General features: G+C 37.3%; 18 protein-coding genes. 15 read left to right on the forward strand and 3 right to left on the reverse strand.

From position 1 onward, the window contains the following. The first annotated feature begins 34 nt into the window (after positions 1 to 34). The 3 genes from ACFS6I_RS04750 to pnp all read left to right on the forward strand — a co-directional run bounded on the left by ACFS6I_RS04750 (position 35) and on the right by pnp (position 4,180). Positions 35 to 1,249 carry an acyltransferase family protein gene (locus ACFS6I_RS04750; RefSeq protein ID WP_380918526.1) on the forward strand — a complete coding sequence of 405 codons (1,215 nt, stop codon included), beginning with the start codon at positions 35 to 37 and terminating at the stop codon, positions 1,247 to 1,249. A 230-nt stretch (positions 1,250 to 1,479) separates the two neighbouring features. After that, positions 1,480 to 1,758, forward strand: a complete 279-nt coding sequence (gene rpsO, locus ACFS6I_RS04755; RefSeq protein WP_021191167.1) for a 30S ribosomal protein S15 — start codon at positions 1,480 to 1,482, stop codon at positions 1,756 to 1,758. A 262-nt stretch (positions 1,759 to 2,020) separates the two neighbouring features. Beyond that, positions 2,021 to 4,180: a polyribonucleotide nucleotidyltransferase gene (gene pnp, locus ACFS6I_RS04760; RefSeq protein WP_380918528.1), complete on the forward strand. Its 2,160-nt coding sequence runs from the start codon at positions 2,021 to 2,023 to the stop codon at positions 4,178 to 4,180. 97 nt (positions 4,181 to 4,277) lie between these two features. Here pnp and ACFS6I_RS04765 read toward each other — a convergent pair whose 3' ends face one another. Further along, positions 4,278 to 4,604, reverse strand: a complete 327-nt coding sequence (locus tag ACFS6I_RS04765; protein ID WP_168128271.1) for a DUF493 domain-containing protein — start codon at positions 4,602 to 4,604, stop codon at positions 4,278 to 4,280. A 68-nt stretch (positions 4,605 to 4,672) separates the two neighbouring features. Continuing rightward, complete coding sequence (locus ACFS6I_RS04770) at positions 4,673 to 6,955, reverse strand: GH92 family glycosyl hydrolase (protein WP_380918531.1); 2,283 nt, start codon at positions 6,953 to 6,955, stop codon at positions 4,673 to 4,675. Positions 6,956 to 7,104: 149 nt separating this feature from the next. Between ACFS6I_RS04770 and ACFS6I_RS04775 the strand changes: the two genes are divergently transcribed. Continuing rightward, complete coding sequence (locus ACFS6I_RS04775) at positions 7,105 to 8,109, forward strand: LacI family DNA-binding transcriptional regulator (protein ID WP_132772425.1); 1,005 nt, start codon at positions 7,105 to 7,107, stop codon at positions 8,107 to 8,109. Here ACFS6I_RS04775 and ACFS6I_RS04780 read toward each other — a convergent pair. Continuing rightward, positions 8,093 to 8,578, reverse strand: a complete 486-nt coding sequence (locus ACFS6I_RS04780; protein ID WP_380918533.1) for a methionine-R-sulfoxide reductase — start codon at positions 8,576 to 8,578, stop codon at positions 8,093 to 8,095. The two genes, ACFS6I_RS04775 and ACFS6I_RS04780, sit on opposite strands and share 17 nt — an antisense overlap. A 345-nt stretch (positions 8,579 to 8,923) precedes the next feature. Between ACFS6I_RS04780 and ACFS6I_RS04785 the strand changes: the two genes are divergently transcribed. From ACFS6I_RS04785 to ACFS6I_RS04835, 11 genes are all read left to right on the forward strand, one after another. Continuing rightward, on the forward strand, positions 8,924 to 10,189 hold the full coding sequence (locus ACFS6I_RS04785) for a c-type cytochrome (RefSeq protein ID WP_132772421.1): 1,266 nt from the start codon (positions 8,924 to 8,926) through the stop codon (positions 10,187 to 10,189). A gap of 38 nt (positions 10,190 to 10,227) precedes the next feature. Beyond that, a complete protein-coding gene (locus tag ACFS6I_RS04790; protein WP_380918535.1) occupies positions 10,228 to 13,233 on the forward strand; it encodes a TAT-variant-translocated molybdopterin oxidoreductase in 3,006 nt (1,001 codons plus the stop codon). A gap of 29 nt (positions 13,234 to 13,262) precedes the next feature. Further along, complete coding sequence (gene nrfD / locus ACFS6I_RS04795; protein ID WP_021189355.1) at positions 13,263 to 14,738, forward strand: NrfD/PsrC family molybdoenzyme membrane anchor subunit; 1,476 nt, start codon at positions 13,263 to 13,265, stop codon at positions 14,736 to 14,738. A gap of 5 nt (positions 14,739 to 14,743) precedes the next feature. After that, entirely contained in the window at positions 14,744 to 15,280 is a 537-nt protein-coding gene (locus ACFS6I_RS04800) for a DUF3341 domain-containing protein (RefSeq protein WP_021189356.1), read from the forward strand. Further along, complete coding sequence (locus ACFS6I_RS04805) at positions 15,264 to 15,902, forward strand: c-type cytochrome (RefSeq protein ID WP_380918722.1); 639 nt, start codon at positions 15,264 to 15,266, stop codon at positions 15,900 to 15,902. The genes ACFS6I_RS04800 and ACFS6I_RS04805 overlap by 17 nt, the downstream gene beginning before the upstream one ends. Positions 15,903 to 15,921: 19 nt before the next feature. Further along, positions 15,922 to 17,157 carry a hypothetical protein gene (locus ACFS6I_RS04810; protein ID WP_021189358.1) on the forward strand — a complete coding sequence of 412 codons (1,236 nt, stop codon included), beginning with the start codon at positions 15,922 to 15,924 and terminating at the stop codon, positions 17,155 to 17,157. Positions 17,158 to 17,199: 42 nt separating this feature from the next. Beyond that, on the forward strand, positions 17,200 to 18,537 hold the full coding sequence (locus tag ACFS6I_RS04815; protein WP_380918538.1) for a cytochrome c oxidase subunit II: 1,338 nt from the start codon (positions 17,200 to 17,202) through the stop codon (positions 18,535 to 18,537). Positions 18,538 to 18,565: 28 nt separating this feature from the next. Then, the gene (locus ACFS6I_RS04820; RefSeq protein ID WP_380918540.1) at positions 18,566 to 20,428 is read left to right on the forward strand and encodes a cytochrome c oxidase subunit I; all 1,863 of its coding nucleotides are present in this window, start codon (positions 18,566 to 18,568) and stop codon (positions 20,426 to 20,428) included. Between the two features lie 76 nt (positions 20,429 to 20,504). Continuing rightward, positions 20,505 to 21,548, forward strand: a complete 1,044-nt coding sequence (locus ACFS6I_RS04825; protein WP_380918542.1) for a COX15/CtaA family protein — start codon at positions 20,505 to 20,507, stop codon at positions 21,546 to 21,548. 78 nt (positions 21,549 to 21,626) lie between these two features. Then, positions 21,627 to 22,535: a heme o synthase gene (gene cyoE / locus ACFS6I_RS04830; protein ID WP_380918544.1), complete on the forward strand. Its 909-nt coding sequence runs from the start codon at positions 21,627 to 21,629 to the stop codon at positions 22,533 to 22,535. Continuing rightward, positions 22,535 to 23,122 carry a cytochrome c oxidase subunit 3 gene (locus ACFS6I_RS04835; RefSeq protein ID WP_380918546.1) on the forward strand — a complete coding sequence of 196 codons (588 nt, stop codon included), beginning with the start codon at positions 22,535 to 22,537 and terminating at the stop codon, positions 23,120 to 23,122. Before cyoE ends, ACFS6I_RS04835 begins: the two co-directional genes overlap by 1 nt. The last annotated feature ends 4 nt before the right edge of the window (positions 23,123 to 23,126 follow it).

Raw genomic sequence — 23,126 nt, forward strand, 5'->3', positions numbered from 1 at the left:
AATTGTTATTTTTATGCCTTAAACAAACTATTTTATGAAACAGCGTTATTATTCACTTGACGTATTCCGAGGAGCTACAGTTGCTCTGATGATTATGGTCAATAACCCCGGAACATGGGCTCATATGTTCGCACCATTAAAACATGCCGGTTGGCATGGCTGTTCCCCAACAGATCTTGTTTTTCCTTTTTTTCTATTTGCAGTTGGTAATGCTATGTCTTTTGTTATTCCTCGACTTCAGGAAGCTGGAGATGCTGTATTCTGGAAGAAAGTGATCAAAAGAACGGTTTTGATTTTTGCTATTGGTTTATTCCTTAACTGGGCTCCGTTTGTGCAGTGGGACGGTGATACACTTGGATTGAAACATTGGGTAAATCCAAATAATCCTGAAAAGGGCATCCGGATATTAGGTGTACTTCAGCGCATTGCTTTGGCGTATTGTTTTGCTTCTATTCTGGCTTATTACTTTAAAGAGAAGGCGTTGATCTGGATTTCTGCTGTTATCTTATTGGCTTATTGGGCTATTTGTGCTTTTGCTGGTCAGGCAGGTGATCCTTATAGCCTTGCAGGCTGGTTTGGAACTCCGATTGATATACAGCTATTGGGAGTAGCTCATATTTATAAAGGAGAAGGGGTACCTTTTGATCCTGAAGGCCTGATGAGTACATTACCGACTATTGTGCAAGTCGTTTTCGGTTATCTTGCCGGTACTTATATCAAGAAGCAAGGACAGGTAGATTGGTTATGGTCTAAGGTTCCCGAAAGTAAAGAGCTTCATTTCAAATTACTTTCAGGGTTGTTTGTAACGGGGTTTATTCTGGTGGTTTTAGCATGGATTTGGTCATTAGGTTTTCCAATCAACAAAAAAATATGGACAAGTTCTTATGTTCTGTACACAACGGGATTAGGAATTATGACCATCGGCGGAATGATCTGGTTTGTTGAGGTGCAAGGTGTGAAAAATGGGTTGACTAAATTTTTTGATGTGTTTGGTAAAAATCCGCTTTTTATCTTTGTACTAAGTGGTGTTTTACCGCGATTGGTAGGGCTGATCCGTATTCCGAATGGAGTAGGAGATGATGGAACTGTTTTATACACCAACGCATTTACCTGGTTTTATACAACAATCTGCAAACCATTACCTGGTCCACCAGAAATAGGTTCTTTCTTTTACTCGTTATGCTTTTTGGCCTTGATGTGGTGTATATGCTATTACTTGGATAAAAAGAAAATCTATGTGAAAGTTTAAGGCATTCCTTATTAATGCAAAGCGAATTTTAAGTTTATTGTTGTCAGGCATTTTGTCCATAAATTGATTTGAACTTTATGTAAATTACCAGGTCCCCATTAAGATGGTACTTTAATACTACATCGTTACTACTTAAACTTTAATCTTCATTTTCTTTGCAGATTAAAGTTTAAGTGCTACCTTTGCAGTCAATTAACAAAAATTTTTAACGCTTTAATATTATTTCAGAGATGTATTTAAGTAAAGAGTACAAAGCAGATATCTTCGCGGAATTTGCAGGTTCGGCAACGAACACAGGTTCTACAGAAGGACAAGTAGCTTTATTCACTAAGAGAATTGCTCACTTAACTGAGCATTTGAAAAAAAACAGAAAAGATTTTAACACACAACGTGCCCTACAAATGTTAGTAGGTAAACGTCGTTCATTATTAGCTTACCTGTACAAAACTGACATCAACCGTTACCGTGCGATCATTAAAGGTCTTGGTTTACGTGATATCATCAAATAAGCTTTTAGTTATAAAAACTTTAGAAAGCCGTCTCTTTGGAGATGGCTTTTTTTTGTCGCTAATTTTTGAAATGATGATCTTGTGCTACTTATTATTATAAAACCACCTTCAATGGTTAAGGGTAGCATGATAATTACTGTCATAAATGCAACTTACGTCAGTTTGATTATAAATATTTTACCTTATCTTTGCGATGAAATTAAAATATTTTTAATATAGGTATGCTGCCAAAAGATGAAAAGCATATCGCAAATAACAACGAATGAGTTATAACGAAATCAAAACAGTAATTGATATGGGCAATGGCTCCCAGATCGAACTTTCTACTGGTAAATTGGCTAAACAGGCTGATGGTGCAGTAGTTTTAAAACAAGGTGATACGATGCTTCTAGCAACAGTCGTTTCTGCTAAAGAAGCGAAATCTGGAGTTGACTTTTTACCTTTGTCCGTAGATTACCAAGAGAAATACGCGGCTACAGGCCGTATTCCTGGCGGTTTCTTACGTCGTGAGGCACGTTTGTCAGATTATGAGATCTTAATCTCTCGTTTGGTAGATAGAGCTTTACGTCCTTTATTCCCTGAAAACTATCATGCAGATACGCAAGTAATGATCTCTTTGATTTCTGCAGATAAAGATATTATGCCTGATGCATTGGCTGGTTTAGCAGCTTCTGCTGCTATCGCGGTTTCTGATATCCCTTTCAATGGACCTATTTCTGAGGTTCGCGTTGCGAAAATCGACGGACAATTGGTGATCAATCCAAAAATGTCTGAATTAGAAAGAGCAACTTTAGAATTTATCGTAGCTGGTTCTGCTCAAGATATCGGTATGGTTGAAGGTGAGTGTAGTGAAATTTCTGAGGCTGAAATGGTAGAAGCAATTGCTTTTGCGCATGAGGCGATCAAAAAACAAGTTGCTGCTCAAGTTGAATTAGCAAATTTAGTTGGTAAAAATGTAAAACGTGAGTATAACCACGAGCCAACTAATGAGACATTGAGAGCTGAAATTTTCAGTGCGACATACGATAAAGTATATGCTGTAGCAGCTTCTGCTTCTGCAAAACATGACCGTTCTGAAGCCTTCGCAAAAATTGCTGAAGAATTCAGAGCGACACTTCCAGAAGAATTGGATGAGGATACAAAATTCTTATTCAAAAAATATTTCCATGATGTACAATACGATGCAGTTCGTAATTTAGTATTGGACGAAGGAAAACGTCTTGATGGACGTGATGTACGTACTGTACGTCCAATCTGGTCAGAAGTAAATTATTTACCTGCTGCTCACGGTTCGGCTGTATTTACACGTGGTGAAACACAATCATTGACTTCTGTTACTTTAGGTGCTAAAGATGCAGAACAAATGATCGATGGTGCTTTCATCAACGGTTATAACAAATTTATTTTACACTACAATTTCCCGGCTTTCTCTACAGGTGAGGCTAGACCAAATAGAGGTCCAGGTCGTCGTGAAGTAGGTCACGGTAATTTAGCATTACGTTCATTGAAACAAGTATTGCCTGCTGATACTGAAAACCCTTACACGATCCGCGTTGTTTCTGATATTTTAGAATCTAACGGTTCTTCTTCAATGGCAACTGTTTGTGCTGGTACATTAGCATTATTAGATGCGGGTATTAAATTGAAAGCGCCAGTTTCTGGTATCGCTATGGGTTTAATCTCGGATGAGAAAACAGGTAAGTATGCAATTCTTTCTGATATCTTAGGTGATGAAGATCATTTAGGTGATATGGACTTTAAAGTAACGGGTACTGAAAAAGGTATTGTTGCTTGTCAAATGGACTTAAAGATCAATGGATTGAAATGGGAAGTTTTAACACAGGCTTTGGATCAAGCTAAAGAGGCTCGTCTTCATATCTTAGGTGAAATGAAGAAAACAATTTCTGAGCCACGTGAAGATTACAAACCTCATGCTCCTCGTATTGTTCAGATCATTATCGATAAAGAATTTATTGGTGCTATCATCGGTCCAGGTGGTAAAATTATCCAAGAAATGCAACGTGAAACAGGTGCTACTATTTCTATTGAAGAAGTTGACGGTAAAGGTATCGTTCAGATCTTTGCGGACAATAAAGCTGCTATTGATGATGCAAGTACACGTATTAAAAATATCGCTGCTAAACCTGAGGTAGGTGCTACTTACGAAGGTAAAGTGAAGTCTATTATGCCTTTTGGCGCTTTCGTTGAAATCATGCCAGGAAAAGATGGTTTATTACACATCTCTGAGATTGATTGGAAACGTTTTGAAACGATGGATGGTATCTTTACTGAAGGTGATAAAGTAACGGTTAAATTATTGGATATCGACAAACAAGGTAAATTGAAACTTTCTCGTAAAGCTTTATTGCCTCGTCCTCCTCGTGAAGATAAACCTGCTGCTGACGCAGCTCCACAAGCGTAAGTTTTAAAAACTTAATCATATAAAAAAGCTCACTGAAAAGTGAGCTTTTTTTTTGCTAAAAAAACAGGCTGTCTATTTGACAGCCTGTTTTCATTTGTTATAACATGATAACGGATTCTATTTTAGATACTTCTTTGTAATAATCAATTACTTCATCGGCATTATTGACAAAAGTCTCTACAGTGATGGACTTGTATTTACCACCTGATGATTCTTTTTCCGCGTATTTGGTGCTTGCATGCGTAAATACTTGTTTTACTTGCTCTATTTTGTCCAAATCGGCTTTTACAATGAATTTGAATTTGTACAAGGATGGAAATTGTTCTACAGCAATCAATTTTTCTTTGAAATTTGTATAGAAATCTTGCTGATTATTTCCGTCTTCAATATCTTGGATATTGATGTTGTTGTTTAATTCTGACATTTTTAATCTCCTTTTGTTGATTATTATCAAAAGCTATTCCATAAATAGTGGCCTGACAGACTTGCAGATTAATTGTCGACTGCAATAGGTCTATCCTGTGGTGCTTTACCCCAATTTTTGTTTGGTGTACTGCTCATTTCAATTTCGATCGTACCACCTTTTAAAACTTCGTCATAAGTGATGAATGATTTGGAATAAGATACGCCATTGCGTTTTATACTTTTGATATAGCTGTTTTTCTTCGCTTGGTTTTTAACCTGTATCGTTAACTGTTTATCATTTGGAAGGGTAATTGTAGCTTTTTCCATCATCGGTGATCCGAAAACATAAACACCGCTAATTGGATTTAATGGATACATACCCATTGCTGAAAACACATACCAAGCACTCATCTGTCCAGCATCGTCATTACCACACAAACCATTAGGTTTGCTTGTATAAAATTCCATCATGGCTTTACGGGCAAGTGCAGAACCTTTCCAAGCTTCTCCTGCATATGCATACAAGTAAGGGACATGGTGATTGGGTTCATTGCCTTGGGCATATTGACCAATAAGACCAGTAATATCATTTGAAGCTTCTCCGCCCAGATCTGAAGACATTGTTGTGAACTCGTCAAGTTTTTTTAAGAAGTTTTTATCGCCTCCAAAAAGATTGATTAGGCCTTTTACATCTTGAGGAACTAACCAGGTGTATTGCCATGCATTACCCTCACAGTAATCGTTTTCGCGGTGTTTAGCCATCAATGCGTTGAATGGTCTTCTAAACTCACCGTTAGCTTTTCTTCCCACAAAATGACCTACTTCTTTATCAAAATATTGCTCATAAAGCTTATATCTCTTCTCAAAATATGCAGCATCTTCTGTTTTGCCTAATTTCACCGCCATTTTGTAAGCACTATAATCTGCAATAGCATATTCTAATGCCCAAGCTACAGATTCATGATCCATGCTGTCAATTGGAATATATGTTAAGTCACGTACGAATTTTAACCCGTTTTCGTAACCCATTGCGGTGGTTTTTACTGCTTCCCAAGCCAATTCGTAATCTTTCTCATCTAAAATCCCTTTGATAACTGCATCAGCTACTACAGGTATTGCCGGTAATCCAACCATAGTATTGGTCTCATTACCCTGTAGATGCCATACCGGTAATTTTCCCTGTTGCTGATAAATCGCCAGCATGGTTTTAATAAAATCCTGATTGATCTTACGATCCTCCAGTAAATTCATTAACGGGTGAAGGCCACGGTAAGTATCCCATAAAGAGAATACGGTATGGTTGGTAAAATCCTGTTTTTCGTACACTTGTTTGTCTGTACCTAGATAATCACCATTTGCATCATTAAAGATGGTCGGTGCAAAATAGGTATGATACAAAGCGGTATAAAAAATGGTTTTGGTATCTGCATCTCCTTCAAATTGAATTTTATTTAAAGTGCTGTTCCATTTGTCATTTGCTTGTTTCTTGGCATCTGCAAAATTCCAGTTCGGCATTTCCACCTGTATGTTTTCTAAAGCATTTGTCGTACTTACAGATGAAAGACCAACCTTCACTTCAATGGTTTTATTTTTTACAGCATCAAAAAATAAAGCAGCTTTAATCGCTTGACCTTTTACGGTAGAAGAACCCAATTTTTGACTGTTCTCCTCATAGAACTGCACTTTTTGGATAGGAACAGATGTTTTTAAAGCAAAATATACTTTTTGATCACTTGCCCAACCTGAAGAAAAGCGGTATCCGACGAATGTGCTGTCATTGATTTGCTTAATGTACGAGTCTGTTGTTTTATCCCAGTTCATCTTAAAAGAAAGGTCGATGAATAAGTGGGCATTGTCCGATTTATTATAGACATACTGATGATAGCCAACACGCTCAGTTGCTGTTAGATTTGCCTGAACTTGGTAATCGTCTAATAGAACACTATAAAATCCAGGCTGGGCTATTTCATTTTCTTTTTTAAAGCTAGATCCATATCCAGTACCCATCTTGTTAAACTCTGCAGGTTTTAACTGTACTTTACCGTTTGCAGGTACAATCATAATATCATTAAGATCGCCAATACCGGTACCACTAAGATGTGTATGGGTAAAACCCAGAATTTCTTTGCTTTTATAATTGTAACCACTGCACCAGTCCCAGCCATTAAACTGATCCCAGGTCTGTGCAATCTGAGATGGACCTAATTGTACAGCTCCTAATGGCACATTGGCTCCGACAAATACGTGTCCATGATCTTCGGAACCGATAAAAGGGTTCACATATTGAGTCAAATTTTGTTGAGCCATTAAACTTAATGGCGATAATGCAAGAATACTTAATAAAATTTTATTGTAATTCAATTGAATCATAATTAATTAGTTTGATCTTATTTAGGGGTGAAATATAGCATTTTTTTTGCTTAATAAATCCTTTTAGCTTAAATATTTTTACAATATATGGCGTTATTACTTTATTTTTTTTTAGATTAGTAACTCATATTATAAACACATTATACTTAATGAAGAAGAGAATTTTGATCAGTGATATAGCAAAGGCTTTAGGGGTTTCGGTTACTACGGTATCTTTTATATTGAATGACAAAGCCAAGGAGAAGCGTATAAGTGAGTCATTGACAAAGCGAGTTCTTGATTATGTTAAAAAAGTCGGCTATAAACCTAATGAACTTGCTAAAAGTTTACGTACAGGTAAAACGAAAATTATCGGTCTCATCATCGAAGATATTTCAAATCCATTCTTTGGTAATATCGCGCGTTTGATTGAAACTAAAGTTTATGAGCAAGGATATCGGATTATCTATTGTAGTACCAATAATGATAGCGAGAAGACCAAAGAGCTGATCGGTATGTTCAATGACAGACAGGTTGATGGTTTTATCATTACACCTTCCGAAGGAATTGAGGAGACAATTTCTAATTTGCTTCAATCTAATGTGCCTGTTGTTTTATTTGACCGCTATTTGCCGGATGTGGAAACAGATTATGTTATCGCTGATAATTTTCAAGGCGCCTTTGATGCCACCGTTCATTTTAATGAGCAGGGCTATAAACGAATCGGTCTAGTGTCGTTATACTCTGATCAGACCCAAATGCGGGATCGCCTAGATGGCTACATGAAAGGTATGGATCAATTTAAAAAGCAGGTATACATCAAGAAAATACAACTGGACGCATCAGAAGCAGAGGCAATTGATGACTTACATGAGTTTGTTGTAGATAATCGCCTAGATGCTGTTCTATTTGCAACTAATTATTTGGCAATTACAGGACTTAAGTCTGGGAAGAAACATAATTATAAATTACCGGCACTAATTGCATTTGATGATCATACGGTATTTAAATTGCACGAACCTGCCATCACTGTTGTTTCGCAACCTATTGAAGAAATTGCGGATCACATTATCAATATTTTATTGCTAAAATTGCAGGGTAAAGCCAAATCAATAAAACATCTGACACTACCCTGCGAATTGAAAATACGTGAATCTTCTATTTTGAAGCAATAGTATCTGCTACAAATACCATAGAAATGGAGTTGACACAATGACGTGTGTTTTTATCGGTCAATCTTTCGCCGATGAAAACATGCCCGAGGTGTGCTCCACATGCGTTACACAGAATTTCTGTTCTTCTTCCATCTGCATCTGTTTCTTTTCGTATGGCCCCTTTGATTTCATCATCAAAACTAGGCCAGCCACAATGCGAATCAAATTTATCTTCCGAACGATAAAGTGCCGCGTTGCATCTTTTGCAAACGTAAGTTCCTTTTGTTTTATTATCCAGTAGGGTGCCCGTGTAGGGACGCTCCGTTCCTTTGTGAACAATAACATGTTCCTCTTCTGGCGTTAATTTGTTATATTTTGTTGAATCTTCCATTGTCTTAAAGATTGATGTTTGTTTTGAAGCTTTATGCGTCTGTGCATTACAGGAGGTTATTAAAAAAATCAAGCCATATAAAAATACTAATTTTCTCATGATAACTGCATATCCGTAAAGTTACAATTCTCTAATCAATTCTTTGTCAGCATACTGTTATCAAGAATCACTTTTGGGCAGTTTTGAATTTTTTTATGTCCTATTGATGTCTTAAATTTGAGGCTTATCAATTTCCGCCTTGAAGTACAAGAGGTGGTTTAAATCTGCATTAAATAGTCATTTTAAAATAATTTAGAACGATTATAAATTGATAAATAACGTCACAAAATTGTCAGGGATTTATTAATAAGTTATACTTTTGTGGCATTACTAGGCAGAGTGTGCTCTGTTTAGAATGGTGTTTAAATTTTTATATTCACAAATAAATAGTATAAAGTGTTAAATATGAGAAATATCTCATCCGTTTTGGGAAAACTTGCGAGGATAGCGTCAATGAGTTTGGTGCTGTTATTTGCCGTTACGACGCTGCATGCGCAAGATGTCAAGGAAGGTGAAAAAATCTTCAAAGCAAAGTGTACGAGCTGTCACAAAGTTGATAGAAAAGTTGTTGGTCCTGCCTTAAAAGGTATAACCGAAACTAAGTCTGAAGAGTGGTTGATTAAATGGATTAAAAACTCTCAAGCTTTAATTGCTTCCGGTGATGCCGATGCAATTGCAATTTTTGAAGAGTACAATAAATCTGTGATGACTTCTTTTACAGATTTGTCAGATGATAATATTAAGTCAGTATTGGCTTATATTAAAGCTGAGTCTGTTGAGAAACCTAAAGAAGATGGTGCTACAAGTGGTGGAGCTGCGAAAGATGACAATGCTAACATGTTTATGATCTTCGGATTAATAGGTGTTGTTGTTTTAGCAATTGTTGTTATCGTTGTTTTAAACCGTGTTATCCGTACTTTAGAGAAAGTAATCGCAACAAATCAAGCTGCTGTTGAAGCAGAAGAAGAGCCTCAAACGAGTTCTAAATTCCTTGCTTTTGCTAAAGCTTTTGTTAAGAACAAGAAATTAGTCGGATTTGCTGTATTAATGCTTGTTGCTTTATTGGCTGTTGGTGGTTGGAAAACCATGTGGAACGTAGGTGTTCACACAGGTTATCAGCCGGTTCAACCGATTAAATTCTCGCACCAATTACACGCAGGTGTAAACAAAATTGAGTGTCAATATTGTCACGGTGGTGCTTTCAAATCTAAAAATGCATCTATTCCTTCTGCAAATGTTTGTATGAACTGTCACAATACGATTACTGGTTCTGAGCATTATGATGGTGAAATTTCACCTGAGATTGCAAAAATCTACCGCGCATTGGACTTTAATCCAGAGACTCGTACTTACGGAAACAATCCTAAGCCGATTCAATGGGTTCGTATTCACAACTTGCCAGATTTTGCTTATTTTAACCACTCACAACACGTTACAGTAGCAGGAGTAGAGTGTCAGACTTGTCACGGACCTATTGAAACAATGGAAGAAGTATACCAATACTCACCATTAACAATGAAATGGTGTGTGGATTGTCATAAGGCAACAGATGTGAAATCAGATAACAAATACTACGAAGACTTAATCAAAGCGCATGAAAGCATCAAAAAAGGTGAAAAAATGACAGCGGCGATGATCGGTGGTCTTGAGTGTGGTAAATGTCACTATTAATAATTATTCAGAAATACGCAATCTTATATACAGCTTAAATGGATAGCAATAAAAAATATTGGAAAGGTTTGGAAGAATTGAAACAAACACCTGCTTTTGTAGAAAAAAGCAAGGGTGAGTTTGCCGAATCTATTCCTGTAGAAGATGTCTTAAATGAAGCAGGGTTGAGTACAAAAACTCCTCGCCGTGACTTCTTAAAAGCATTAGGTTTTGGTGTTGGGGCTGTTACTTTAGCAGCTTGTAACAGCACTCCTGTGCATAAAGCAGTTCCTTATTTAATTAAACCAGAGGAAATTACTCCAGGTATTCCTAACTTTTATACTTCGACTTTTAACGGTCAGAGTATCTTAGTAAGAACGCGTGAAGGTCGTCCTATTAACGTAGAGGCAAACCCGAACGCAATTGGTTTAAATCAAGGTACAGATTCGGGAACTGCAGCATCAGTTTTAGACTTATATGATGAGTCTAAATTAAAAACAGCCCAAATAAAAGGGCAGGATGTTGAATGGTCTAAATTAGATAGTACTGTTATCGCTGCTTTAAATGCAGCAGCTACTGCTGGAAAACAAATTACTATTGTTGCAAGCACAGTAAATAGTCCTACTACATTGGCTGCAATCGCTAAATTAACAGCGAAGTACCCAACGACTAATTTGGTTCAAGTAGACGCTGTTTCTTATAGCGCTATTATTGAAGCGAATAAAAACTCCTTTGGTAAAGCAGTTGTTCCTTCATACAATTTTGAAAAAGCAAATGTTGTTGTTTCAGTAGCAGCTGATTTCTTAGGAACTTGGTTAGCGGGCGAGGAGCATACACAGCAATATATTAAAAACCGTGATTACAAATCATTGAAAAATGGTAAGATGTCACGTCACATTCAGTTTGAGTCAGGTCTAAGTATGACTGGTTCAAATGCCGATGTGCGTATCGCAATTAAACCTTCGGAAGAAGCAGCTGTTTTAATTTCATTATATAATGCAATTACAGGTTCTTCTTTAGCAGGTGGTATTGCTGCAAAAAGAGCACAAACTGCGGTTACTTTAGCGGCAAAAGAATTGTTAGCGAACAAAGGTGCTGCTGTTGTGGTTGCTGGTTCGAATGATATTAACATTCAAACATTAGCAAATGCGATCAATAGTGCATTAGCTTCATACGGATCGACAATTGATTTAGATAATTTCTCTAAACAACATCAAGGTTCTGACGTTGCATTTGCACAATTCTTGACAAACGCAAATGCTGGTCAGGTAGGTGTTGCTTTATTCTTAAACAGTAACCCTGTTTATGATTATTTCAAAGCTGAAGACGTTAAAGCGGCATTGAAGAAAGTTGATTTTACATTATCTTTCTCTCAACGTGCTGATGAAACAGCTTCAGAATTGACTGCTATTGCTCCAACAAATACATTCTTGGAGTCTTGGGGTGATGCTTCTCCAAAAGAAGGTTTATTCTCAATCGTTCAACCGACAATTAATCCTGTATTTAACACACGTCAAGCGGATCAATCTTTATTGGTTTGGGCAGGTGATACAACAGATATCTATTCATTCGTTAAAAACCTTTGGACTTCAACTATTTTAACTGGAAGTACAAAGAACTGGAATAGCGTTTTGCAAACAGGATTTGAATATAAAGGTGCAAAAACTGCAGCTTCTTATTCATTCGCTGGTAATGTAGAGGCTGCTGCTAGTGCTGCTATCGCAGCTGCTAAAACAGTAGTTGGTGAGTTCGAATTGAAATTATATGAATCAAGCGCTTTACGTGACGGTAGATATGCAAATAATGCCTACTTACAAGAAGTTCCTGATCCGGTTTCAAAAGTAACTTGGGACAACTATGCTGCTATTAACCCTAAAGATGCTGAGAAATTAGGATTGGGTGAAGATGCAACAGTTACTGTTGAAGCTAACGGTTACAAAGTTGAGTTACCAGTTGTTCAACAACCGGGACAAGCTTTGGGTACTGTTTCAGTAGCTATCGGTTACGGACGTACTAAAGTTGGTAAGGCTGGTAATAATGTAGGTAAAAATGCTTACCCTTTTGCAAGCTTAGTTAATGGTACAATTCAGTTTGTAGCTAAAGCAACTATCGCTAAAGCGAATACCATTTATCAATTAGCGCAAACACAAACACACCACACAATCGAAGGTCGTAACATCATTCGTGAAACTACTTTCGCTAAATATTTACAAGATCCTAACTCAGAGTCAGGCCGCTTTACAGATAAACACAAAACGTATGATTTGTGGAACAAGTATGAGCAACCAGGTCACAAATGGGTGATGGCAATCGATCTAAATGCATGTACTGGTTGTGGCTCTTGTATCGTTGCTTGTAACGTAGAAAACAATATTCCTGTTGTAGGTCGTGATGAGGTTCGCCGTCGTCGTGAGATGCACTGGTTACGTATTGACCGTTACTACACGATCGAAGAAGATGGTAAAGAATATACAAAAGAAGCGGATATTGAAAAACTGAATAGTTTCGAAAATGTAACCGTTGTTCACCAACCGATGTTATGTCAGCATTGTGCACATGCACCATGTGAGACGGTATGTCCAGTATTAGCTACTGTTCACTCATCAGAAGGTTTGAACCATATGGCTTACAATAGATGTTTCGGAACACGTTACTGTGCGAATAACTGTCCATATAAAGTACGTCGTTTTAACTGGTTTAACTACTGGAATGATTCACGTTTTGACAACTACTTGAATAATGAGTTTACACAATTGGTATTGAATCCAGATGTAACGACACGTTCACGTGGGGTTATGGAGAAATGTTCGATGTGTATCCAACGTATCCAAGCGGGTAAATTACATGCGAAAATGGAGAACCGTAAAGTAAAAGACGGCGATATCCAAATGGCGTGTCAACAAGCATGTTCTGCAAATGCGATTATCTTTGGTGATGCTAATGATCCAGAATCAGAAGTATCTAAAGCATTACGCAATGAGCGTGTTTATTACGTACTTGAGGAAATCAATGTACAGCCGGGTATCGGTTATATGACAAAAGTTAGAAACACTTTTGAGGCGTAATCTTGTTCATTATTTGAAATAAAAATACTATGTCATCGCATAACGAATCAATATTAAGAGAACCATTAATGACCGGTAAGGACATTACGTATGCTAAAATTACGGATGATATCTTACTACCGGTTGAAAATAAACCGAATAAAGCATGGTGGATCGGATTCACTGTAGCCGTATTAGGTGCTTTATTATGGGTAGTCAGCGTTAGTTATACCTTTTGGACAGGTATCGGCGCTTGGGGTCTGAACAAAACTGTAGGCTGGGCTTGGGATATCACCGACTTTGTATGGTGGGTAGGTATCGGTCACGCAGGTACGTTAATTTCGGCCGTATTATTAATTTTCCGCCAGAACTGGCGTAATTCTATCAACCGTTCGGCAGAGGCGATGACGATCTTCGCCGTTATCTGTGCCGCAACGTATGTTGTAGCTCACATGGGGCGTCCTTGGTTAGCATACTGGATTTTTCCTTTGCCAAATCAGTTCGGATCTTTATGGGTTAACTTTAACTCACCATTAGTATGGGATGCATTTGCGATCTCTACATACTTCACAGTATCCTTAGTATTCTGGTACTGTGGTTTATTACCGGATATCGCGACTATTCGTGACCGTGCTACTGGTTTAAGACAAAAGATTTATTCTGTATTGTCTTTCGGTTGGAACGGATCAGTAAAAACTTGGCAACGTTTTGAGATTGTGTCAATTATCTTGGCAGGTATCTCAACTCCATTGGTACTTTCGGTACACACGATTGTATCTTTTGACTTTGCAACTTCTGTTATCCCAGGATGGCATACAACAATTTTCCCTCCATACTTCGTTGCTGGTGCGATCTTCTCAGGTTTTGCGATGGTGCAGACTTTATTGTTGATCTTACGTAAAGTAATGAATTTTGAGAATTATATCACGATGTTCCACATTGAAGCCATGAATAAAATTATCATGACGACAGGTTCTATCGTTGGTATTGCATATTTAACAGAGTTATTCATCGCGATGTATTCACAATCGGAGTACGAAATGTACGCTTTCCAAAACCGTATGTTTGGTCCTTATGCTTGGGCTTACTGGTCAATGATGACTTGTAACGTAATTTCTCCACAATTATTCTGGTTTAAGAAAATCCGTACGAGTATTCCTATTTCATGGATCTTATCAATCGTGGTAAACATCGGTATGTGGTTTGAACGTTTCGTAATTATCGTGACTTCATTACACCGTGATTATTTACCTTCATCTTGGGCTATGTTTTACCCAACTTGGACAGATGTTGGTATTTTCGTTGGATCGATCGGCTTATTCTTTACATTGTTCTTATTGTTCTTACGTTTCTTACCAGGTATCGCGATTGCAGAGGTTAAATTATTGCTGAAAAGCTCTAGTTTACAACAAAAAACGAAATTGGTTAAAGAAGGCGCATTCCCAGCTGAACAAGTGGAATACTTTAGAGATTCTTTAGGTAAATATGATTCGGTAACAGAACAAGAAATTAAAGAGTTAAAATAATAGCAATGGGCAATACAAAATATATATTAGGTAGTTTTGCTGATCCAGATGAAATGATGCATGGGATCGACAAATTGCAGAAAAATAATGTAAGCATCTATGATTGCTTTACTCCAATGCCAATTCACGGTATTGAAGATAAATTGGGCGTTAAACCTTCGCGTTTGCCTATTGCAGCATTTTGCTTTGGAGCATTAGGAACAACATTAGGATTCAGTTTATTGTACTATACAATGGTACACGACTGGCCAATGAATATCGGCGGTAAACCATCATTCGCTATCCCGAACTTTGTTCCAGTAACATTTGAGGTGACTATTTTAATCTGTGCCTTGGGTATGGTTGCAACTTTCTTTTATCGCAATCATTTATTCCCGGGACGTACACCTCGCGTAATGGATTTAAGAGCTACAGATGATCGTTTCGTTATCGCTATAGATGCTCGTGAGAACACAGACCATGCTTTGATCGATTCTTTATTGAAAGAAGCCGGTGCTGTAGAAGTTAAGTACAATGATAGAAAATATGTTAGTTATGAATAAGAAGAATTTACTAGTTACAGTATGTGCAGCTCTGTCGTTGACAGCAGTCGTTTCTTCTTGTGGTGACAAGACTACTCGTAGTACAGGTTGGGAGTTTTCTCGCAACATGTACGATCCGATTGCTTTCAATCCTGATCAACCAAACGAGAATTTTAAAAACAAGCAAACTGCACAAACACCTCCAAAAGGTACAGATCCAATCGGTTTTACCAGATTTGAATATGCTAACACTTTGGAAGATTACGAACGCGCAGGACGTGAAGTTACTAACCCTTTTGAGTTAACACAGGCAAGACTTGAAAAAGGCCAGGCTTTGTTTACTACTTACTGTGCTGTTTGTCACGGACCAGAAGGTAAAGGTGATGGTTCTATTACAAAAGACCGTGAAATTACAGATTCTAGAGGCACACGTAAGCTTGAGAATTTCCCTAATCCACCGTCTTATCATAAAACGGATGCTGCAAATTCTTCTCGTGGCGGTATGATGGCTGATTTGACAGATGGTAAGATTTACCATACGATTTATTACGGTCACAACTCAATGGGATCGCATGCATCGCAGTTGTCTCCTGAAGAACGTTGGGAAGTTGTTATGTACGTTCATGAATTACAAAAGAAATAATCTAACATCAGATAAATAAATGGGAACTCACAATCATCATCACGATTATAATTTCAACGAGCGATTCGAGTTTGCTGGTAAAGCAAAAACATTCAGTATCATCGCAATCGTTGTTGGTATAGCTGCAGTAGCCTACGGAATGCTTATGGGCGATCATATTCTAGTAGAGCGTACTTATGCTAACTTATTATTGATGGGTTATTATTTTACATGTGTATGTGCTGCTGGAGCTTTTTTCCTAGCATTACAATATGTAACACAATCTGCTTGGTCAGCTGGTATCATCCGTATACCTCAGGCTATGGCAGGTATTTTGCCTATTGCGTCAATCATTTTATTAGTGATTGTTGCATTGGGATTAAGCACTCACAATCTATACCATCACTGGTATGCAGAAGGTCTTACAGATCCGAATAGCCCTGCTTATGATAGTATCATCGCTGGAAAGTCATGGTATTTGAATTTTTCAGGTTTTTTAAGTCGCCAGGTAATTTTTATGGGACTATATAGTATTTTTGCCATTATCTTAGCGAAATTGTCTTATAAAGAAGATTTAGAAGGTGGTTTAAATTCTTATAAAAAGAGCTTTAAATTATCAGCTATATTTTTAGTTATTTTTGGTTTCACAACTCCAATTTGGTCATTTGATACCATCATGTCATTAGAAGCACATTGGTTTTCTACGATGTTTGGCTGGTATAACTTTGCAGCAATGTGGGTTAGTGGTCTTTGTGTGATTACAATTATTTTAATTGTATTACAAAAAGCAGGTTACATGAACTGGGTAAATGAAAATCATTTACATGATCTAGGTAAATTGATCTTTGGTTTTTCTATCTTCTGGACTTATGTTTGGTTTGCACAGTTTATCTTAATCTGGTATGCTAACATGCCTGAGGAAACTGTATATTTTTACAAACGTTGGGAGCCGGAATATAAACCATGGTTCTGGTTAAACATTGTTATCAACTTTTTAGCTCCTTTATTGCTTTTAGTTGATCGTGATGCAAAACGTAAGAAAAATGCCATGTTATTCGTTGCGATTTTATTACTAGCAGGTCACTGGTTAGATTACTATATCATGATTATGCCTGGTACAGTTGAATCTCACCGTGGGTTTGGTATTGTAGAAATTGGTACAGCACTTGGATTTGTAGGTTTATTTACATTCTTAGTAATGAGTAAATTGAGTAAACAGAGCTTAGTGGCTAAAAATCATCCTTTCTTGGATGAGAGTTTACATCACCAAATATAGTTTCGCTTTTAAAGGGATATTACGTAAAATCGTTATAAAGAAATGAGCTTTAAATTAAATAATAGATTCAAATCCATCTCAGGTTTGGTCCTTGCAATCGGGTTGTTATTCACAGTCCCATCGTTTGCAAGCCAAGATTCTGTAGTGGTAGATACGACTAAAGCTACGGAAGCTGTTGCAGCTAATGCAACAGCTGCTGGAGCAAATGTTGTCGATTCGGCTACAACTGCAAAAGCAGAAGTTGCTGCGTCAGCAGGTACGGCTACAACAAAAGTTGACGCCAAAGCTGCAGAGGTAGAGAAGAAGATAGACCCTCAAGTCTATAAAAACTTCATTTATTATGTTTTATTATTCTTAGTTATCTGTACAGTTGTTGCTGTTATTGGTAAAGTTATCTCAATCTATGAGTTAACAAATAAGATGAATAGAAAGCATAATCCTTTAGCATCAAATAGTTTTCAGGCATGGTTATTATTCATCTTCCTATTTGTTTTCTTAGGAGGTGTGTATTATTCATTCTCTCACCACGGCGGTATGGCATGGAGAGATGCTGTAACAGAACATGGTGCTAAGATTGATACGATGTTTATCATCACAACTGTTATTACAACATTTGTATTGGTTATCACACACATTTTATTACTGACGTTTACGTTCATTTATAGAATGAAGAAAAATGGTAAAGCTTACTATTTACCACATAACAATACAATTGAAAAAATCTGGACAATCGTTCCAGCTGTTGTTTTAACAGTATTGGTGTTATTTGGTTTCTTTACTTGGAGATCAATTACAAATGTGCCAGAAGATTTACAGAAATCTGCTCTTCAGATTGAAGTATTGGGTGAGCAATTTGCTTGGAGCGTTCGCTACCCAGGATCTGATGGCGTGATTGGTAAACGTAATTATAAGATGACAACTCCGACTAATCCTTACGGTATCGATTTCAATGATAAAAACTCTTGGGATGATATCCAAGGATCTGATATCGTGATTCCGGTTAATAAGTCTGTTCGTTTTCATATTATCTCAAAAGATATTATTCACTCATTCTACATTCCTGATTTCCGTGTTCAGATCAATGCTGTACCGGGTATGACGAATTACTTCCAATTCACTCCTACAGTGACAACAGAAGAAATGCGTGAGCGTATGAATGACTACAAGTATGATTATGTTATGTTATGTAACAAGATCTGTGGTTCTGGACATTATAATATGCAGAAAAAAGTAGTTGTAGTTACTGAAGCAGAATACAAAGAGTGGTTAGCAACACAGAATAAATATTTTACTGAGGATTTACAGAAAGAGTTTGCCGCTAAGGATGCTAAAGCTCCACAGTTAAAAGATAGCGTAAACGTTACTGCTTCAATAAATTAATTAGAATAATTGAATTTTAAAAACGAATATGTCAAGTACAGTTATTTCGCATAGCGCTGAGCATCACGATTCGCACGGACATCATCAAGAGTCATTCATTTCGAAGTATATCTTCAGTGGTGACCACAAGATGATTGCTAAGCAATTTTTGATCACGGGTATTTTCATGGCGGTATTTGCTATGATCTTATCCATCTTATTCCGTATCCAACTTGCGTGGCCGGATAAAGAATTTCCAATTTTGGAAGTATTCCTAGGTAAATGGGCTGCAGGCGGCCGTATTGCACCCGAATTTTTCCTTTCTTTGGTAACCATACACGGTACCATCATGGTATTCTTCGTTTTAACAGCGGGTCTATCGGGTACTTTTAGTAATTTACTGATCCCTTATCAAATCGGTGCACGCGATATGGCGTCTCCTTTGATGAATATGTTGTCTTACTGGATGTTCTTCGTAGCTTCAGTTATCATGATTGCTTCTTTCTTTGTTGAAAGTGGACCTGCTTCAGCTGGTTGGACAATTTATCCACCGCTATCTGCAGTACCTACAGCAATTGCAGGATCTGCTACAGGTATGACTTTATGGTTGGTAAGTATGGTTCTTTTCGTAGCTTCACAGTTGATCGGTGGTATTAACTACGTAAGTACAATCTTAAACATGCGTACGAAAGGTATGGATCTTTGGAAAATGCCTTTAACAATCTGGGCTTTCTTCTTAACTGCCATCGTAGGTATGTTATCTTTCCCAGTATTAGTATCAGCAGTTGTTCTATTGATTTTTGACCGTTCATTCGGTACTTCTTTCTATTTATCAGATTTAGTTGTTCAAGGCCAGATTTTACCTAATGAAGGTGGATCTCCAATTTTGTTCCAACACTTATTCTGGTTCTTAGGTCACCCGGAAGTTTATATCGTTGTTATGCCTGCATTGGGTCTTACTTCGGAGGTTATCTCGACAAACTCTCGTAAACCAATCTTTGGTTACCATGCCATGGTTTACTCGTTAATTGGTATTACAGTTTTATCATTTATCGTTTGGGGTCACCATATGTTTGTGACAGGTATGAATCCTTTCTTAGGAGGTGTATTTATGATCACAACATTAATCATTGCAGTTCCTTCTGCGGTAAAAGCATTTAACTACATGGCGACATTATGGAGAGGTAACATCCGTTTCACTCCAGCGATGATGTTTGCTATTGGTTTAGTATCTTTCTTTATCTCAGGTGGTCTTACAGGATTATTCTTAGGTAATGCAGCATTAGATATCAACTTGCACGATACTTACTTTGTTGTAGCCCACTTCCACTTGGTAATGGGATCTGCTTCGATCTTCGGTATGCTATGTGGTGTTTACCACTGGTTCCCTAAAATGTTTGGTCGTATGATGAACACTAAACTGGGTTACTTACACTTCTGGATGACATTTATCGGTGCTTACTTGGTATTCTTCCCAATGCACTTTATGGGTATAGATGGCGTTCCACGTCGTTACTATGCATTTACTGAGTTTGCCTTCATGGAGAAATGGGTTTCAGTTAATATGTTAATTACTTGGGCTGCTATCGTTGCAGGTTTAGGTCAAGTAGCTTTCTTGTTCAACTTCTTCTACTCCATTTTCTTTGGAGAAAGAGCTCCTCAGAACCCTTGGAAGTCCAATACATTAGAGTGGACTACTCCAGTAGAACATATCCACGGTAACTGGCCAGGAGAGATCCCAACAGTACACCGTTGGCCATATGACTACAGTAAGCCAGGACATGATGAAGATTTTATTCCTCAGACTGTACCTTTCTCAGAAACAATGAGCTCTAATTTCCTTCATGATTTCGAAGGTAATGAAGAAGCTGAGCGTATCCAGACAGAATGGGATGCTCAAAATAGAAAATAAGTAAAATGAATATTTAGAGTAAGTTGTGCGAAATGACTTACTCTAAATATTATTGATAACCAAAAAGGTAAAAGATATGTTTCCAGCAGCTGAAAAGCGTTTTATTCGATCCAATTTCATTACAATAGTTGTTTTGTTTTTAGTGATTGTAGCTGGAGGTGTTGTACGTAGTACGGGGTCTGGAATGGGATGTCCCGATTGGCCTAAATGCTTTAATCGGATTATTCCCCCTACGGATGTATCACAGTTGCCGGTTGGTTATGAAGAACATTATATAACAGGTAGAGCTAAGAAAAATGAGCGATTTGCCAAGATGATTGAATTCTTTGGCTATCGTGATTTGGCAACTAAAATTCGTCAGGACAAAAGTATTCTTGAACATGAGGAGTTTAATGTAGCAAAAACATGGACAGAATATGCCAATCGTTTAGTTGGTGTTGTTGCTGGCTTTTGTTTATTGTTTACAGCCATCTATTCTTTTACCTATATTAAATCGAAACGATCAATTTTTATTTGGTCGGTGGTTAATGTTTTTGTTGTTGTCGTTCAAGCTTGGTTGGGTTCGATAGTTGTTTCAACTAATTTAACTCCTTGGGTGATTACAGTACACATGCTTCTTGCATTGGTTATTGTAGCAATCTCCATCTATACCTACTTTAAAGCAACAACATTACGGGATAAGTCCATCCTGATTAACCGAGATTCCAGTGGATTAAAAGTACTTGCTATCGTCTCTTTAGTGTTGATGTTAGTGCAGGTTGTCTTCGGAACAGAAGTACGGGAAATTGTTGATATGTTGACAGCTTCCGGTATGCCTAGAGAAGATTTTATACAAAATATTGGCCAACATTTTGAAATACATCGTTGGCTAGCATATAGTTCTTTGATTTTAGTAATTGTATTGTTCTTTTTAGTGCGTACAAAGTTTAGTAGTAGTACAGTTCAAGCAAGATTTGGTACGCTACTCTTTATTTTAGTAGGTATTCAGATGTTATCGGGTATTATCCTGGCAAGATTTGCTGTTCCTGCATTCGCACAGACAACTCATTTGGTCATTGGCAGTCTTTTATTTGGATGTCAATATTATTTGATGTTGTTGTTAGGAAAATCGCAACGTTAATTGAATGAATGAAATGGATGTATAAGGTAATTTAGTTTTTACTTTGTACAAACAATTAAAAAGAGGACATTTGTCGCTATGAAAGAATTTATTTCTGATTTCAAGAAATTAGTTAAGTTAAGACTGACATTAACGGTTGTTTTTTCGGCATCCATCTCTTTTTTGATCGGAGCAAAGCAACTTGGAGGGGATATTTTGTGGATCAATTGGTTGCTATTGACATTAGGAGGCTTCCTAGTGACAGGTGCAGCGAATGGTTTCAATGAGATTATCGAAAGAGATCTAGACAAGTTAATGACCCGTACTGCTGACCGTCCGCTTCCTTCAGGAAGAATGACAACTGGTCAGGCCTTGATTCTAAGTTTATTTATGGGAATCTTGGGAACTTTGGTTTTGGTACGTTTGAATTTTGTTGCGGGATTATTATCGGTGTTTTCCATATTGTTATATGCATTTGTGTATACGCCATTAAAAAGAAAATCACCGATTGCTGTATTTGTAGGTGCCTTTCCTGGTGCATTGCCACCATTGATTGGTTATTTTGCTGCATTTAGTCAAGATGACTTAGCGATCTACAGTCAAACGAATGAAAGTGCAATCATTATGATTCCATTTATTTTGTTTGGAATTCAGTTTTTGTGGCAATTTCCACATTTCTGGTCTCTAGCATGGGTGATTGATGACGATTATAAACAGGCGGGTTTTAGGTTATTGCCAACAACCAAGCGTGATAAGATTTCTGCTTTTATGGTCTTTCTTTCAGCATTGATCATGATACCAGCAGCATTTCTTCCCATGTATTATGGTTTCGGAGGCTGGATCTTTACAGCTGTTTCTGCGATAGGGGGTGTGTTCTTTGCTTATTATGGCTTTCAGCTTTTTAAGAATCAGGATATTGCTTCGGCTAGAAAAGTGATGTTTACTTCATTTTTTTATCTTCCTATTACGCAATTAGTGTTATTATTTGACTTTATACCTTTGAAATAATGTTAAATCAAGGAGTACAACAAACTGACGAGAAGTTAGTATCGCGTAAGGCTCAAAAATTTACCCTATGGTTGGGTATGCTGGGTATGTTTATGATGTTCGCAGCATTGTCCAGCGGTTTTATTGTCTATACGGCAAGTGGTGTTGATAAAGGACTTAAAACATTATTACCAGATACTTTTATCTATAGTACGATGGCAATTGTTTTAAGTAGTATTACCATGCATTTTGCTTATAAGGCAGCGCAGGTGGGTAATTTGGCTAGACAGAAAGCGTTGCTTTTTGCTACCTTAATTTTGGGAATTATATTTTTTGCGCTACAGGTTTATTCGTGGGAAATATTAACAGAAAGAGGCGTTTATTTTGTGAATAACAATGCGTCACAGTCTTTTGTTTATGTTTTTACAGGAATGCACTTAGCACATATTATTGCGGGAGTGATCGTGTTGATTACCGCTTTAGTGGGAGTATTTAAACCACTTCCTCCAGACGGCAATCAATTCCGCATGAATCTAGCCACAATTTTTTGGCATTTTCTCGATCTTTTGTGGATTTATATATATGTTTTCTTACTTTTGAATCAATAATAGT

The sequence above is a fragment of the Sphingobacterium anhuiense genome, from assembly GCF_042686355.1.
Classification (GTDB): domain Bacteria; phylum Bacteroidota; class Bacteroidia; order Sphingobacteriales; family Sphingobacteriaceae; genus Sphingobacterium; species Sphingobacterium anhuiense.

What these genes read in the sequence shown, in the direction of transcription:
- ACFS6I_RS04785 (WP_132772421.1), top strand. Translation starts at nt 8,924, where the DNA reads ATGAGAAATATCTCATCCGTTTTGGGAAAACTTGCGAGGATAGCGTCA.
- ACFS6I_RS04825 (WP_380918542.1), top strand. Translation starts at nt 20,505, where the DNA reads ATGTTTCCAGCAGCTGAAAAGCGTTTTATTCGATCCAATTTCATTACA.
- pnp (WP_380918528.1), top strand. Translation starts at nt 2,021, where the DNA reads ATGAGTTATAACGAAATCAAAACAGTAATTGATATGGGCAATGGCTCC.
- ACFS6I_RS04790 (WP_380918535.1), top strand. Translation starts at nt 10,228, where the DNA reads ATGGATAGCAATAAAAAATATTGGAAAGGTTTGGAAGAATTGAAACAA.
- ACFS6I_RS04765 (WP_168128271.1), bottom strand. Translation starts at nt 4,604, where the DNA reads ATGTCAGAATTAAACAACAACATCAATATCCAAGATATTGAAGACGGA.
- ACFS6I_RS04770 (WP_380918531.1), bottom strand. Translation starts at nt 6,955, where the DNA reads ATGATTCAATTGAATTACAATAAAATTTTATTAAGTATTCTTGCATTA.
- ACFS6I_RS04805 (WP_380918722.1), top strand. Translation starts at nt 15,264, where the DNA reads ATGTTAGTTATGAATAAGAAGAATTTACTAGTTACAGTATGTGCAGCT.
- nrfD (WP_021189355.1), top strand. Translation starts at nt 13,263, where the DNA reads ATGTCATCGCATAACGAATCAATATTAAGAGAACCATTAATGACCGGT.
- ACFS6I_RS04810 (WP_021189358.1), top strand. Translation starts at nt 15,922, where the DNA reads ATGGGAACTCACAATCATCATCACGATTATAATTTCAACGAGCGATTC.
- cyoE (WP_380918544.1), top strand. Translation starts at nt 21,627, where the DNA reads ATGAAAGAATTTATTTCTGATTTCAAGAAATTAGTTAAGTTAAGACTG.
- ACFS6I_RS04780 (WP_380918533.1), bottom strand. Translation starts at nt 8,578, where the DNA reads ATGAGAAAATTAGTATTTTTATATGGCTTGATTTTTTTAATAACCTCC.
- ACFS6I_RS04800 (WP_021189356.1), top strand. Translation starts at nt 14,744, where the DNA reads ATGGGCAATACAAAATATATATTAGGTAGTTTTGCTGATCCAGATGAA.
- ACFS6I_RS04835 (WP_380918546.1), top strand. Translation starts at nt 22,535, where the DNA reads ATGTTAAATCAAGGAGTACAACAAACTGACGAGAAGTTAGTATCGCGT.
- rpsO (WP_021191167.1), top strand. Translation starts at nt 1,480, where the DNA reads ATGTATTTAAGTAAAGAGTACAAAGCAGATATCTTCGCGGAATTTGCA.
- ACFS6I_RS04815 (WP_380918538.1), top strand. Translation starts at nt 17,200, where the DNA reads ATGAGCTTTAAATTAAATAATAGATTCAAATCCATCTCAGGTTTGGTC.
- ACFS6I_RS04775 (WP_132772425.1), top strand. Translation starts at nt 7,105, where the DNA reads ATGAAGAAGAGAATTTTGATCAGTGATATAGCAAAGGCTTTAGGGGTT.
- ACFS6I_RS04750 (WP_380918526.1), top strand. Translation starts at nt 35, where the DNA reads ATGAAACAGCGTTATTATTCACTTGACGTATTCCGAGGAGCTACAGTT.
- ACFS6I_RS04820 (WP_380918540.1), top strand. Translation starts at nt 18,566, where the DNA reads ATGTCAAGTACAGTTATTTCGCATAGCGCTGAGCATCACGATTCGCAC.